General features: G+C 60.9%; 8 protein-coding genes and 1 pseudogene. 3 read left to right on the forward strand and 6 right to left on the reverse strand.

Features of this window, described 5'->3' with window-relative positions:
• Positions 1-134: pseudogene (locus NW857_RS00815) on the forward strand (long-chain acyl-[acyl-carrier-protein] reductase); the annotation flags it as partial.
• Positions 135-197: 63 nt separating this feature from the next.
• The gene (gene tenA / locus NW857_RS00820) at positions 198-857 is read left to right on the forward strand and encodes a thiaminase II (RefSeq protein WP_414338261.1); all 660 of its coding nucleotides are present in this window, start codon (positions 198-200) and stop codon (positions 855-857) included.
• Between the two features lie 175 nt (positions 858-1032).
• On the opposite strand, the gene NW857_RS00825 is transcribed toward tenA, so the two are convergent.
• From NW857_RS00825 to rpoB, 4 genes are all read right to left on the reverse strand, one after another.
• Complete coding sequence (locus NW857_RS00825; protein ID WP_414332897.1) at positions 1033-1758, reverse strand: uracil-DNA glycosylase; 726 nt, start codon at positions 1756-1758, stop codon at positions 1033-1035.
• Positions 1742-5635 carry a DNA-directed RNA polymerase subunit beta' gene (locus NW857_RS00830; protein WP_414332899.1) on the reverse strand — a complete coding sequence of 1298 codons (3894 nt, stop codon included), beginning with the start codon at positions 5633-5635 and terminating at the stop codon, positions 1742-1744. The genes NW857_RS00825 and NW857_RS00830 overlap by 17 nt, the downstream gene beginning before the upstream one ends.
• Before the next feature lie 98 nt (positions 5636-5733).
• On the reverse strand, positions 5734-7617 hold the full coding sequence (locus NW857_RS00835; protein ID WP_414332901.1) for a DNA-directed RNA polymerase subunit gamma: 1884 nt from the start codon (positions 7615-7617) through the stop codon (positions 5734-5736).
• 97 nt (positions 7618-7714) lie between these two features.
• A complete protein-coding gene (rpoB, locus tag NW857_RS00840) occupies positions 7715-11110 on the reverse strand; it encodes a DNA-directed RNA polymerase subunit beta (RefSeq protein WP_414332903.1) in 3396 nt (1131 codons plus the stop codon).
• 502 nt (positions 11111-11612) lie between these two features.
• Here rpoB and NW857_RS00845 point away from each other — a divergent pair.
• Positions 11613-12362, forward strand: coding sequence for a heme oxygenase (biliverdin-producing) (locus tag NW857_RS00845; RefSeq protein WP_414332905.1), 750 nt, complete (start codon positions 11613-11615; stop codon positions 12360-12362).
• Positions 12363-12445: 83 nt separating this feature from the next.
• Here the strand turns inward: NW857_RS00845 and NW857_RS00850 are convergent, their stop codons facing one another.
• Both NW857_RS00850 and dnaG read right to left on the reverse strand, forming a co-directional pair.
• Positions 12446-12967 (reverse strand): pentapeptide repeat-containing protein, encoded by a 522-nt coding sequence (locus NW857_RS00850; protein WP_414332907.1) that lies wholly within the window; start codon positions 12965-12967, stop codon positions 12446-12448.
• A 205-nt stretch (positions 12968-13172) separates the two neighbouring features.
• A partial coding sequence (gene dnaG / locus NW857_RS00855; protein WP_414367715.1) for a DNA primase occupies positions 13173-15104 on the reverse strand: 1932 nt, incomplete at its 5' end.

A 15104-nucleotide genomic window follows, 5' to 3' on the forward strand; every position in this document is an offset into this window, starting at 1 on the left:
CGATGCTGCTGGAGTTTGAGGGCCTGTACACCAATTTCAGTTGGGGCCGCAACTTGATCACCCTGGAAAAACTGGATTTAATCGGGCAACTGTCTCGCAAGCATGGCTTCCGCCCCCTCATGCCGGAAGCCTAGCTCCAGCTAGGCCGACCCTCTGAAAAGCGGTAGAAAAATAGACAACGCCGCGAGAGAGCCACCATGTCCCAATCCTTTACCACCCACCTCTGGCAGACGATCGAGCCTATCTACCAACAGATCTTGGATCACCCCTTTAACCGTGAGTTGGCGGCAGGCAGCCTCTCGCGGCAGCGCTTCCAGTTTTATTTGCAGCAAGATGCTCTTTATCTCACCGATTTTGCCCGCGCCCTCGCCTTGATCGGGGCTCGTTCTGAAGGGGCTGAGCGGGTGGTGAGTTTCTTGAACTTTGCCCTGGGGGCCATTGTGGCCGAACGCAGCCTGCACGAGAGTTACTTTCGCCTCTACGACATCCAGCCGGAGACAACCTACGCTCCTGCCTGCTTCGCCTACACCCGTTTTCTATTGGCTGCGGCTGCCTTGGATCCCTACGAGGTGGCCATGGCCGCCGTGCTGCCCTGTTTTTGGATCTATCGCGAGGTGGGATCCGCCATCTACCGCACCGCCCAGCCCAACAATCCTTACCAACAATGGATCGACACCTACGCGGGGGAAGAATTTGCCCAGGTGGTGCAACAGGCCCTCGACCTCACCGACTCCTTGGCTGCGCAGACCACAGCGGCGATGCGGGAAAAGATGACCGCCGCCTTCGTAGCCGCCTCCCGCCTGGAATGGCTGTTTTGGGACAGCGCCTACCGCCTGGAAACCTGGCAGCCGGCTTGATCCCTGCCGGGCCCGGCGGCTCAGCAAGGTAGTCGCTGCCATTGCAAGTGGCTATGGAACAGCCCCTCCGTTGATCCCCAGCTCCCCTCTCCCCTTGGGGCAGAGGGGTTGGGGGTGAGGGGCGGCAACGACTCCAGCCTTTGGCAAAACGTCCGGCCACTGCAGAATCTTCGGCTCAAAACTCGATCAGGGGGGTGGATGGCGGAGATGGGGACAACAACTGCTGCGCCCGCTCAAAGACGGCGTCCAGCATCGCCTCTGTCAACCGCTTGGTGGCCGTGTTGCGGCGGCTGGGGTGGTAAGACGTCAGCAAATAGCGACCCTCTCCCAAAGGAATGACGCAGTTGTGGCCAAAGCGGGGGCGGGGCCTGAGAGGCGGCAAGAGCGCCAAGGTGTAGCGAAAGGCAAAATGGCCCAACGCCAAGATCACCCGCACCTGGGTCAACAGCTCCAGCTCTTGTCTCAGATAGCCCAGGCAAGCTTCGGCTTCTGCGGCGGTGGGACGGTTCTGCGGCGGCGCACAGCGCACCACGGCTGAGATGTAGCAATCCCGCAATTGCAGGCCATCCTCCCGGTGGATTGAGGTGGGTTGATTGGCAAACCCGGCCCGGTACAGGGCGCGAAATAGCCAATCCCCGCTGGGATCCCCAGTAAACACCCGGCCTGTGCGGTTGCCCCCATGGGCGGCTGGCGCCAAGCCGATCACCCACAGCCGCGCCTGCACATCCCCAAACCCCGGCACCGGTCGGCCCCAGTAGAGTTGGTCGCAAAAACGGGCCACCTTTTGCTGGGCAACCCCTTCTCGCCAAGCCACCAGGCGGGGACAGCGACGGCAACGGACGATTTCAGCTTGCAAAGTGGCCCAATCCGAGAGCTCCAGCGCCTCACTCCTCTTCCTCATCCTCCTCCAGCTCGTCAAAAGCAGGGGTGGAGTCGTCGATGAGCTGGTCGTCTTCCAAGATCAAACGGGGCGGCAGCTCCGGCAGCACGACAGGCTCCTCCTCTTCCTCCGGCTCCGGTTCTGGCGCCATCTCCTCGTAGGTGCTGAAGCCGGTGCCCGCGGGGATCAAACGCCCGATGATCACGTTCTCCTTCAGCCCCCGCAGCCAGTCCGACTTGCCCTCGATGGCCGCCTCCGTCAGCACCCGCGTGGTCTCCTGGAAGCTGGCCGCCGAGATGAAGCTGTCGGTGTTTAAGCTGGCCTTGGTGATCCCCAGCAAGACGGGCGTGTACTTGGCCGGCGCTCCCCCGGTAAAGGCCATGTTGGCATTGGTTTGCTGGATTTCCCGCAGCTCCACCAGCTCGCCCGGCAACAGGATGGTATCGCCGCCGTCATCCACCCGCACCTTCGAGGTCATCTGGCGCACCACGATCTCGATGTGTTTGTCGGCAATCTCCACCCCTTGCGAGCGGTAGACATTCTGCACTTCGTTCACGAAAAAGCGCTGCACCTCCCGCAAAGCCAACTGCGCTGCTTGGTCATCTCCCAAGGTTTGGCGATGGTACTCGTAGTAGATCTCCAAGAGGTCGTGGGGATTGGCGGGGCCATCGGTAAGGGGATCCCCTGCTTGCACCGGTTGGCCATCGACCACGATCAGATTTTGCCCCGGCATCACCGAATACTCGGTAACCGTGCCATCGGCTTCGATGACCCGCAGATCCGGCTCTTCTCCTCGCCAGCTCAGTTGCACCGTGCCGGGCCGCCTGGCCAAAACGCACATTTCCTTGGGCTTGCGGGCCTCCAGCAGCTCCTCGATCCGCGGCAGACCTTGAATGATATCCCCCGTCTTGGCCCGCTCAAACACCAGGAGGGCCAAAGAATCCCCCCGCTGCACCAGATCCCCATCCCGCACCTGCAAAATGGCGCCCGCCGACACCAAGTAGGGCCGTGCCGCCCGCAACACCACTTGGCCATCGGTTACCTGCATCACTTGCCCCGACTCGGGAGCAGGGATCCCCGGAGCCAGCTCGTCTCTGGCCCGCACCAGCGCTCCCACCTCGACGCTGGCCGGGCCCGCCAGGGGCACCGTCAGCAGGTCGTCGTCAGTAACCACCAGAACCCGCCGCACCACTTCTGCGCCCTGGCGGATCCCTTGCACGATCCCGGCTTTTTTGGCCTGAATCTCGGTGCGGGCGATCACATCTCCTCTGGCGATGTTGTCTCCCTCGCTCACCAACAGCCGCGTGTGGGTACTCCCCTGCGTCAGATCTGCTTCCACATCGCGGCGCAGCAGCAGGGTTTCCAGAATGACCAGTTGCAGGCGGCGGATACTGGGATCCTTCTCATCTTGGATCAGCTCAATATCGGCCTTCAGTTGCGGGGCGTCGGTATCGATCTCCAGCACCAGTTGCGTGCGCAGGAGCTCCACCGGCCCCACCGACTTCACGCGCTCTCCATCTTTGAAGGGAACCCGCTGCACCGCCCGCAGGCGAATGGAGCGGCCGGACTCGCTGGTGGACTCCTGGCTGGGCACCGAGGGCCGGTCGGGGATTTCGTACTCCTGCACCGGGCGCAGCAGCAAGCCTGGGCCTTCGGGGGTTTCCACATGCTCCAGATAGACCAGTTGGTCGGGAACGATGCTGCTGAGCACCTGTTGCCCTGGCTGGATGAGGGTGCCGCTTTTCACCTCCAAATCGGCGGGGTTGTCCACCAGATGCAGGGATCCCGGCTTGATGACGATCTCCCGCAAAATGTCGTTTTTCTGGATGACCTCGACAACGCCGGCATTTTGGCAGAAGATGTCCTTCACCACCTCGGTGCCGGCTTCTACGTACTGGCCATCCTCCACGTTCAATAGGGAGATGTCTTTGTTCACCTCATGGGTCTCTTCCGGGATCCACAGCAGGGTGCCACCCTGGATGACTTCGTAACCTTGCTTGGCCTTGCCACGCCGTGCCACCTCAATGCCGGCAAACTTCACCAAGCCCCCCGTCTGGCTGCGGAAGTGGTTGTCGATCAGCTCTGCCACCACTTCGTCGTTGCCCACTTTGGTGCCCGGCGTGGCCTTGAGCACGAAGGTCTGGCCGCTGGCGGTATCCAGCAAAAATTGCTCCCGGCCCTGGTGGGATTCCACCCGCACCCGCGCCTCGTGCAGCACCACAGAAGCGTTGATGATCTCCACCTCGCGCCCACTTTTGGTGTCGCTGCGCTCCGGCAGCCGCACAATGCCGCCGTGCTCCGTCACCAGCGAGGTTTCGGCGATTACATCCCCCGCCTGCACCCGATCCCCGTTTTTCACCACCGGCTCGGCCCCCGGCGGGAGATTGTACACCTGGCCGGACATCACCCAGATCAACCCCTGCCGCTGGGCGGTGTAGGTGGTGTTCCCCTGGCGGTCGGTCTTCTCCTCGATGGGCAGATCGGCAAAGCGAATTTCGCCGGCCAGGTCGGCCACCACCTCTTTCTGGGCTTTTTCGGTGCTCTTGCGGCTGGCCTTGGCCAGCGACACCTCCGCAATTAACTGATCCCGCTGCACCTGGGTTCCGTCCCGCACCAGCAGGGTGGATCCCTGGGTCATGTCGAAGACTTCCCGCTGGCCGTCTGGGCCTTCCAAGACGATTTGGTTGTTCACCTCCACCTGGAGAGCGTCATCGCCGTGGCGGGTGCGGAAGGGGCGGGTGCGCAGGTTTTTCGGGAACCGCACCACGCCGGCAAAGGGGGCGCGAATTTGGCGGGCCACCTCCCCGGTGAACACACCCCCCGTGTGGAAGGTGCGCATGGTCAACTGGGTGCCCGGCTCCCCAATCGATTGGGCGGCGATGATCCCGACGGCCTCTCCCAAATCCACCAGGCGGGAGTGGGCCAGGCTCCAGCCATAGCACATGCGGCACACGGAGCGGTTAGCCTCACAGGTGAGGGGAGAACGCACCATCACCTGCCGGATGCCGGCCTCCACGATGGTTTTGGCCAGGTCGTGATCCACCTCTTGGTTGCGACGGGCAATGATCTCCTGGGTTTGCGGATGCACCACATCCCGCGCCAGCACCCGGCCCACCAGGCGCTCCTCCAAGGACACCACCACTTTGTCCCCGTCCATCAGGTATTCCAGGAGAATGCCCTGCTCGGTGCCGCAGTCGGATTCGCGCACGATCACATCCTGAGAGACGTCCACCAAACGGCGGGTCAGGTAGCCGGAGTCGGCGGTGCGCAGGGCTGTATCCACCAACCCCTTGCGAGCCCCATAGGAGGAGATGATGTACTCGGTAACCGTCAGGCCCTCGCGGAAATTGGTTTTAATCGGCAAGTCGATGATCTCCCCCTGCGGGTTGGCCATCAGGCCGCGCATGCCCACCAACTGCCGCACCTGCGAGACGTTCCCCCTCGCTCCCGAGTTGGCCATCATGTACACGGAGTTGAGGGGATCGTTTTGGCGGAAGTTGCTGAGCATCTCCTCCTTGATCTGGTCGTTGGTCTGGTTCCAGGTGTCGATCACCTTTTGGTAGCGCTCCACCTCTGTGATTTCTCCACGGGTGTAGCGCTCCGTAGCTGCCTCGATCTCCGCTTCCGCCTGGGCCAACAACTGCCGCTTGCTGGGCGGGACGCGCAGATCCTCGACGCTGATGGAGACGGCGGCCTGGGTGGCGTATTTGAAGCCCAGGGTCTTGAGGGCATCCGCCATCTGAGCGGTGCGGGCGGTGCCGTAGCGGGCAAACGACCACGCGATCAGATTGCGCAGCTCTTTTTTGCCGATTTGATAGTTGCGAAAGGGCACAGGGGGCAGAGGGGCCTCGGCGTTGTTACGCGACAGGCCGGCGGAAAGGCGTCCTTTTTCACTCATGATGCCTCGCTGATATGTTCAGCAGATTCTCGACAACGGCTGGGTGAGGGGATCCCGACAATCCATCCTTCAAAGAAGAGGACAGCTCGGGAGTGGGTCTAGGCAGACAAAATATCTTGCACCGCCTTGTTAAAAATGATCCGACCTGCCGTGGTGCGCATGTACTGGCTGATCACGTTGCCGTCTTGATCCTCACGGATGCGACGGTAGTTGGTGATCTTGAGGCGGGTGCCGCCCGCTTCTTCGATAATCTGGGGCTCGGACTCTTTTTCGCCCTTGCCCAGCTCCATCGGGCCGTTGTAGCGCACCCAGATTTTGCTGTGCAGGCCGATGACACCGCGGTCGTAGGCGATGAGAGCATCCTCGAGGCTGGCAAAGTAGCGATCTTCAACCGCGGGCGCGTGGGGGTTATCTGCGGTCAGGTAGTAACATCCCAACACCATATCTTGGCTGGGGGTGATGATGGGAGCGCCGGTGGCCGGGGAGAGGATGTTGTTGGTGGCCAACATCAGCAAGCGTGCCTCCGCCTGGGCTTCCAACGACAGGGGCACATGCACCGCCATCTGGTCGCCGTCGAAGTCGGCATTGAAAGCCGGGCAGACCAAGGGGTGGAGCTGAATCGCCCTCCCTTCCACCAGGATCGGCTCAAAAGCTTGGATCCCCAGACGGTGCAATGTCGGGGCGCGGTTGAGCAAGACGGGGTGGCCGTCGATCACCTCCTCTAGCACATCCCAAACCTGCGGGTCGTTGCTCAGGATCAGCTTTTTGGCGGCTTTGATGTTGTTGACGATGTTCCGCTTGATCAACTTGTGAATGACGAACGGCTGGAACAGCTCGATGGCCATCTCTTTGGGCAGCCCACACTGGTGCATGCGCAGGTTGGGCCCCACCACGATTACCGAACGCCCGGAGTAGTCCACCCGTTTGCCCAACAGATTTTGCCGGAAGCGCCCCTGTTTGCCCTCGATGATGTCCGATAGGGACTTGAGGGGACGGTTGTTGGCCCCCGCCACCACGCGCCCCCGCCGACCGTTGTCGATCAGCGCGTCCACCGCCTCCTGCAGCATGCGCTTTTCGTTGCGCACAATAATCTCCGGCGCCATGATCTCCTGCAGCCGGGCCAGGCGGTTGTTGCGGTTGATCACCCGGCGGTAGAGATCGTTGAGGTCGCTGGTGGCAAAGCGGCCCCCATCTAACTGAACCATCGGGCGCAGATCGGGCGGGATCACCGGCAGCACCCGCAATACCATCCACTCCGGACGGGATCCGGTGGCGATAAAGTTATCGATCACCCGCAGCCGCTTGATCAGGCGCGCCCGCTTCTGGCCGCGAGCACCGGCGATGTCCTCCCGCAACTGCTCCGCCTCTTTTTCCAGGTCGATATCCTTGAGCAGGCGTTCGATGGCCTCTGCCCCGATCATGGCCCAGTTCTCCGGCAGTTGCAGCTCCGAGCCCTCCTCGTACATCTGATCCTCGATCTCGAGGTATTGATCCTCGGTCAGCAACTGCTTGTAGGAAAGATTGGGGGCGTTGCCGGGATCCACCACCACGTAGGCGTTGAAGTAGACCACTTGCTCCACATCCCGCAGCGGCATATCCAACAGCGTGGCGATGTGGCTGGGGATCCCTTTCAAATACCAGACATGGGTGACGGGGGCAGCCAACTTGATGTAACCCATGCGGTGACGGCGCACCCGCGACTCGGTCACCTCCACCCCACAGCGCTCGCAGACGATCCCCCGATGCCGCACGCGCTTGTACTTGCCGCAGTGGCACTCCCAGTCTTTGGCTGGCCCAAAGATGCGCTCGCAAAAAAGACCATCCATCTCCGGCTTGAGGGTGCGATAGTTGATGGTCTCTGGCTTGGTGACTTCCCCCACCACTTGGCCGTTGGGCAGGGTGCGCTGGCCCCACTCCATGATCCGCTCTGGAGAAGCCAAGCCGATTTTGACATAGTCAAAGCGTTGCTCTGTTTTGGCCATCGCCGTTGTTCTCCTGACTTGTTGCCCTGCTACCTAAACCCAAGGGAGAGGTAAACACCACCCTCCTTCACAGGTCGAATGGGATCCCGATCGACAATCAAAACTCCTCTTCCTCTTCTCCGTCCTCATCTTGGCTGCGGCTGGCGAAGGTAAAGGCCGCCCCAGGCGATAGGGAAAGATCCTCAGGCGTAACCGACTCATACGTGGGTCGAGAGGGAGTGTGACGGTTGGAAGTATCGGCCATCAGATCCACCTCCACATTGCGGGTTTGGCCCTCGTTGTCCGTCTCCACCTTGTGGACCGAAACATCCAGACAGAGGGACTGCAGCTCCCGTACCAGCACCTTGAAGGACTCCGGCGTGCCAGGCCGAGGGATGGGCTTGCCCTTGACGATGGCGTTGAGAGCCTCGTTGCGACCCACCATGTCGTCGGACTTGACGGTGAGCAGCTCCTGCAAGATGTAGGCCGCCCCAAACGCTTCTAGAGCCCACACCTCCATCTCGCCAAAGCGCTGGCCACCCTGCTGCGCCTTGCCCCCCAAAGGTTGCTGGGTCACCAAAGAGTAGGGGCCGGTGGAGCGGGCGTGGATCTTGTCGTCCACCAAATGCACCAGCTTCAACATGTAGGCGCGGCCCACCGTAACGGGCTGGTCGAAAAGCTCCCCGGTGCGACCGTCAAACACCTGGATCTTGCCGCAGTACTTACCTTCTGGGTTGAAGATCCAATCTTTGCCGGTCTTTTCTCGGGCCTCCCGCAACTTGGCCTCCACCGTCAAACGCGAGGCCTCCAAACCATGCATCTCGTCGAAGGGCATCAACTTGAAGCGCACTCCCAAATGTTCTGCTGCCCAACCCAGGAGGCACTCATACACTTGGCCCACATTCATGCGGGAGGGAACCCCCAAGGGGTTGAGCACCACGTCCACCGGTGTGCCATCCGCCAGGTAGGGCATGTCCTCGATCGGCAAGATGCGGGAGATGATGCCCTTGTTGCCGTGGCGGCCCGCGATCTTGTCCCCCACTTGAATTTTGCGCTTGAGGGCGATGTAAACCCGCACCACCATGTTGGCGCCCGGAGGCAGCTCGTCCCCCTGCTCACGGGTGAAGATGCGCACATCCACCACCCGACCGCGCTCGCCGTTGGGCACACGCAGGGAATTGTCCCGCACGTCGCGGGCTTTTTCCCCGAAGATGGCCCGCAAGAGTCGCTCCTCTGGTGGCTGATCCGACTCCCCTTTGGGAGTGACTTTGCCCACCAAAATATCGCCGGCCTCCACCCAGGCCCCAATGCGCACAATGCCGTTTTCGTCTAGGTCGCGCAGGGCATCTTCCCCCACGTTGGGGATCTCGCGGGTGATCTCTTCAGGGCCTAGCTTGGTTTGCCGGGCCTCGATCTCGTGCTTCTCGATGTGAACCGAGGTGAAGACGTCGTCGTAGACCAGCCGCTCGCTGATCAAGATGGCGTCTTCGTAGTTGTAGCCCTCCCAGGGCATGTAGGCCACCAGCACGTTTTGACCCAAAGCCAGCTCGCCCCCTTCTGTGGCAGGGCCGTCCGCCAGCACCTGCCCGGCTACCACCCGATCCCCCGCGTAGACAAGAGGACGTTGGTTGAGGCAGGTATCTTGGTTGGAGCGCTGGTACTTCTGCAGACGATAGACGATGGGATCCCCGCCATCTTCGGGCCGCACCACAATTTCATCGGCAGAAACGTAGGTCACCACGCCGTGGGTGCGCGACACCACCACCATGCCGGAGTCCCGCGCCGCCTGGGCTTCCAAACCCGTGCCCACATAAGGCCGATCCGGCTTCAGCAGAGGCACCGCCTGCCGCTGCATGTTCGCCCCCATGAGGGCGCGGTTGGCGTCGTCATGCTCCAGAAAGGGAATCAAGGAGGTGGCCACCGAGATCACTTGCACCGGCGCCACCTGCACATAGTGCACTTCCGTGGGGTGGGCGGTGGTGAACTCTTGACGGTAGCGCACCGGCACCAAGTCGGCGGTAATGCGGCCTTCGGCATCCACCGGCACATCCCCCGGCGCCACGCGATACTCGTCCTCCTCGTCGGCGGTGAGGTAGACCATGCCCAGGTCTTTGCGCACCACGCCGTTTTCGACACGGTAGTAGGGGCTTTCGATGAAGCCGTACTGGTTGACGCGGGCGTGGGTGGCCAGGGATCCAATCAGCCCGGCGTTGGGGCCTTCGGGAGTTTCGATGGGGCAGATGCGTCCGTAGTGGCTGGGGTGGATGTCCCGCACGGCAAAGCCAGCCCGTTCCCGACTCAGGCCGCCCGGTCCCAGAGCCGACAGCCGCCGCTTGTGGGTCAGCTCCGCCAGCGGGTTGGTCTGATCCATGAACTGGGAGAGCTGGCTGGAGCCGAAAAACTCCTTGATGGCCGCTACCAAGGGCTTGGGGTTGACCAAAGAGGCCGGGGTGAGGTTTTCCGACTCCGAAACTGTCATGCGTTCGCGGATGATCCGCTCCAGGCGATTCAGACCCACCCGCACCTGGTTTTGCAAGAGCTCGCCCACCGAGCGCACACGGCGGTTGCCCAGGTGGTCGATGTCGTCCACATGGCCGATGTCGTACTCCAAGTTAATCAGGTAGTCGATGACGGCCAAGATGTCCGGGACGGTGAGCACCCGCACGTTTTCCGCCACGTTGAGATTGAGCTTTTTGTTGAGCTTGTAACGCCCTACCCGGCCCAGGTCGTAGCGCTTGGGATCGAAGAAGCGGGACTCCAGCAACTGCTGGCCGCCGGAGACGGTGGGAGGCTCGCCGGGCCGCAACTTGCGGTACAGCTCCATCAGGGCCTCTTCTTCGCTGTAGTGCCCCTCTTTTTCCATGGTTTTTTGGAAAAATTCGGGGTGGCGCAGGCTGTCGTAGATCTCCGAGTCGCTCAGGCCCAAGGCTTTCAGCAGCACCGCCGCCGAGAGCTTGCGGGTTTTGTCGATGCGCACCCACACCAGGCCGTTTTTGTCGGTCTCGAACTTCAGCCAGGCGCCCCGGTTGGGGATGAGGCTGGCGCTGTAGGTGCGGCGGCCGTTTTTGTCCAGTTCCGACTTGTAGTAGACGCCGGGGCTGCGCACAATTTGGTTGACGATCACCCGCTCGGCGCCGTTGATGATAAAGGTGCCGCGATCCGTCATCAAGGGCAGTTCGCCGATGAAGACGTCCATGTCCTTGATCTCGCCGGTCTCCTTGTTGATCAGGCGAGTGGGCACCCGGATTTGCGCTTGGTAGGTAGCATCCCGTCGCTTAGCTTCCTCAGGGTCGTAGCGCGGTTTGTTGATCTTGTATCCTTTGGAAGGATCCCCAGGGCGATATTCGGGCAAAAAGTGCAGCTCCAGCTTGCCCGTGTAATCGACGATGGGGGAAAAGCTGAGAAGCTCCTCTTCAAACCCTTCTCGCAAAAACCATAAGAAACTCTCCCGCTGAATCTCTACCAGGTCAGGAAAGGTAGGAGCGGCAGGGGATGGCACTGCTAATTGTGTCATGCGTTGCTCGGGAGGGGTCGCGCTGCAGTCAGGCCTTTCATTATAGAAACCCCACCAACGATCGTCAACGAACGTTACAAGGGCCGAGGGGGCATCCGGAAAGTTTGGGCAATGGCACCTGGATCCCACCCAAGCTGCCAACCTTAGGGCGATCCCCAACTTAAGGATTGTTCACATCCATTCACACTCAGGCAGATTATTCTAATCGTTGACCGTTGGGAAGTCAGCCGCTGCTCCGACTCCGCTTGCCGGTCGTCAACAGGGATCGGAAAAGTGGGGTAGGCCTAGAGGCTGAGTCGAGTCGTTATGAGGGCGCGCTCAGCCTGTTAGGGGGGTCTGGTCTGCGTCGCGGTGACCAGAGGGGTTCCCCGGCAGGATCTACCTTCATCCAGATGAGAAGGGGTTGAAATGGGTTTACACAGCTTCTCAGGCCAGGGCGATCTTTATTGATGTTTTTGAAAACAACTGGACACAAGCAGCCGTCTTTGACGAGGAGGGTTTTGTGAGTCTGCACCATCAAGAGAATCAGAACACCAGCCTATCGGCCCAGTTGCGGGAGGGCACCAAGCAGTCCCACACCATGGCCGAGAATATGGCCTTCATCAAGTGCTTCCTCAAGGGGGTGGTGGATAAAAAAGCCTACAGCCGCTATGTGGGCAATTTTTACTTTGTCTATGGCGCTCTGGAAGAGGGGTTCGCGCAGTTGCGAGAGCACCCGCTGGTGGGCCGGCTCTACTACCCGGAGCTGTGGCGCAAGGCCAGCTTGGAGAAGGATTTAAATTATTTTGTCGGCCCCAATTGGCGCGCTGTGGTCAAGCCCTCCCCCGCTTGCCAGGTCTACGTCAACCGCATTCGAGAAGTGGTGGAAACAGACCCGGTTCTGCTGATTGCCCATGCCTACACCCGCTACATCGGCGACCTGTCGGGTGGCCAGATCCTGAAAAATATTGCCCGCCGGGCCATGGGCCTGCCGCCAGGAGAGGGAACGGCCTTTTACGATTTCGAGCAGATCCCTCATGAGGGCAAGTTCAAGCAGCGCTACCGCGCTCAGATGGACGCCCTGGGACTGGATCAGGCCACCATCGAGCGCATTGTGGCGGAAGCCAACTACGCCTTCAAGCTGAACATGGACTTGTTTAGGGAGTTGGAGGGCAATTGGCTGTTGTCGATGGCCCGCCTGGCCTGGAACTCTCTCCTCGCCCAGTTTCAGCGCAAGCCCGCCCGCTCTGAGGCGGCTGCTCCCAGTTCCTAGCCACAGCTATTCCCAATCCCAGAGAATCTTTGCTGGGCCGCCAATCCCCCCTCTCCCTGAGGGAGAGGGGCTGGGGGTGAGGACTAGTCGCATTCGAGGGTATCGCGGGTGGCGCGACCGGTGACGGGGTTAACGCCCCTGGCCCGCTCGCAGAGGATGGCAAGGGCATCTTGCCGTATCAAGGCATTGGTGAAATCCGCCCCCTCGATCTGGATGTCCTCTACTCGAGCCAACCACATCATGCTGTCCTGCAGTTGTGCCTCTCGCAGATCCGCGCCCTGTAAGTTAGCCATGTCCAAGGTGGCGCCGCGCAGATCGGCCCCGCGCAGGTTGGCCTTGCTGAGGTTGGCCCCAAACAAATTCGCCCCTGCCGCTTTGACATGGCTGAGATCGCTTTGGCGCAGGTTGGCCTTGAGAAATTTCCAGCCGCTCAGGTCTTGCCCGGCAAAGCTCATGCCCTGCAGATCTCGTTTGGTGTAGTCTTCTGCCCAGGCCGGGAGCCCCAGGAGAATGACCCCCAGGTATAGTAGCAGCCCCCAAAACACCATCCCCCGCAGGAGCCGAGACAGCTTCACCCGAACCGAAGCCTGCCCAGCAACAGACATTGTGGATCCCTCCCTCCAGGAAACCTCCATGGCTTGGAAATTGCTTTTGTTTCTATCCTACCGGATGGGGATCCCACTGGCAGAGCGGGCTATCTTAAACAGTGTAAGGGGGCGCGGTGACAGCCCTACCCCCAGCTCCTCTCTCTTTGGAAAGGGGGAGTTAGGGTTCAAGGTAACGAGCCGTTTCATTGCTATTGGAAATGACTCACAAATCTTCGGCCAGTGGGGCTTCCGACAGGTCTTCTAGGCTCAATTGCACCTGCCGCTGCAGCGCTTGAATGGCTTGGTACTCCTGCTGGATGCTGGCCTGGTACTGGGCGGCAAGGACGGTGTTGCCCTCGGAAAAGGCTTGATCCCACAGTTGGGTCCAGTAGCGGTAGCGTTTCTGGCGAATTTCCAGCTCCATATTGGCAATGGCGGCCCGCACCACCATCCGTGGACGCATCAAGGCTACACGGGTGTTCTCGTCCAGCCAGAGCAGATGGCTGAGGCGCTCGTTGAGCTGTTCCTCATGGGCGCAGAGGGTGCGCAAAGCCGTCAGCAAAGGCTCTTCTTGGTCTTCCAGCTCCGGCTGCGCCGCCAGCAACTCCAAAGTCCGCTGCCACAGCTCTCGGTGAGGGCGAAAACTAAACTGCAGCTCTCGCTCCAACAAGGTCTCACGAATTTCGCGGCGGTACTCGGCAAAATGCAAGAAAATCTGCAAAAGATGGGACTCCGATTGTAAGAGCTTGGATCCCTTGTTGGCAGGAGGTTGGCGGGGTTTGGCCCAGCGGTAGCCGCGCACGGCACGGCGCAGGTCTTCTTCCAAGTCCCGGCTGAGGCGACCGTTGCCGCGGCTGAGCAATTCTGCCACTTTATGCAAGTATAAAGAGCGCCATTGTCCACCCAAACCGGCCAGCAGTTGCACAAGGGCTTGCTGGGCCTGCTGAAAATCCGCGGCTCGGCTCAGATCCCGACCGGCCAGCACCTGTTCAATTCGCCAATCCAGCCACAGGGGAGCTTGACTGAGCAAGGTTTGAAACTCAGAAACAGGATGCTCTTGCAAAAACTCGTCGGCATCTTTGCCCTCGGGAAGGGTGAGAATGCGCAGCTCGATTTCTCCGCGCCGCGCTTGGTCTTCAATGGCTTCAATGGCCCGGTTGGCCGCGTTCAACCCGGCCCGATCCGCATCAAAGTTGAGAATCAGCCGCTTCGATTGGGTATAGCGCAGCAGGACTTTCACCTGGTGGGGCGTCAAAGCCGTGCCCATAGCGGCTACAGCGTGGGCAACTCCCGCCTGATGCAGGGCGATGACATCAAAGTACCCTTCCACCACCAAGGCTTGGTCGGCCTTGGCAATGGCGTCGCGGGCAAAGTTAAGGCCGTAGACCACCTGGCTTTTGTTGAACAGCTCGGTTTCTGGAGAGTTCAGGTACTTGGGCTGCTCCTCTCCCAAGGCTCTGCCGGCAAAGCCAATCACCCGCCCCTGCAGGTCGAAAATGGGCAGCATGATGCGGTTGCGGAAGCGGTCGTAATGTCCGGATCCCTGTTGGCGGGGAACCAGCAAGCCGGCTTCTTCTAGAAGTTGGACCGGTTGGCGCTTTTGGTTGACCAGGTATTCGTAGAGCGAGTGCCAGCCGGGGGGAGCAAAGCCGATTTGAAATTTTTGCAAGGTTTCTTCCCTCAGGCGTCGGCTGTGCAGGTACTGGCGGGCCAGGGATCCTAGCTGGGAGCGGAGGGCGTGCTGGTAGAAATCGGCGGCCAGGGCCAAGATCTCCAGCAGCTTTTCCTGGCGGGAGAGTTGGCGCTCGTAGTCCTGGGAGAGGGATCCCCTGGGCTCCGGCACATGGTAGCGGCGGGCCAAGTGGCGCACCGCCTCGGCAAAGGAGAGGCGCTCCATCTGGCTGACAAAGCGGATGACATCTCCGCCCGCCCCGCAGGAGAAGCACTTGTAGATCTGCTTGCTGGGGCTGACCTGAAGACTGGGCTTGCGGTCATTGTGGAAAGGACAGAGGCCGACGAAATTCTTGCCCTGCTTGCGCAGCACCACCTTTTCCGCCACCACCTCGACGAGGTCGGCCTTCTGGCGCACCAGTTGAATGAACTCGGGGGGCAGACCGCTCATGGCCTTGGGGATCCTACACCCCATGGTACCTGC

This window comes from Synechococcus sp. H55.9, from assembly GCF_047462355.1.
GTDB lineage: Bacteria > Cyanobacteriota > Cyanobacteriia > Thermostichales > Thermostichaceae > Thermostichus.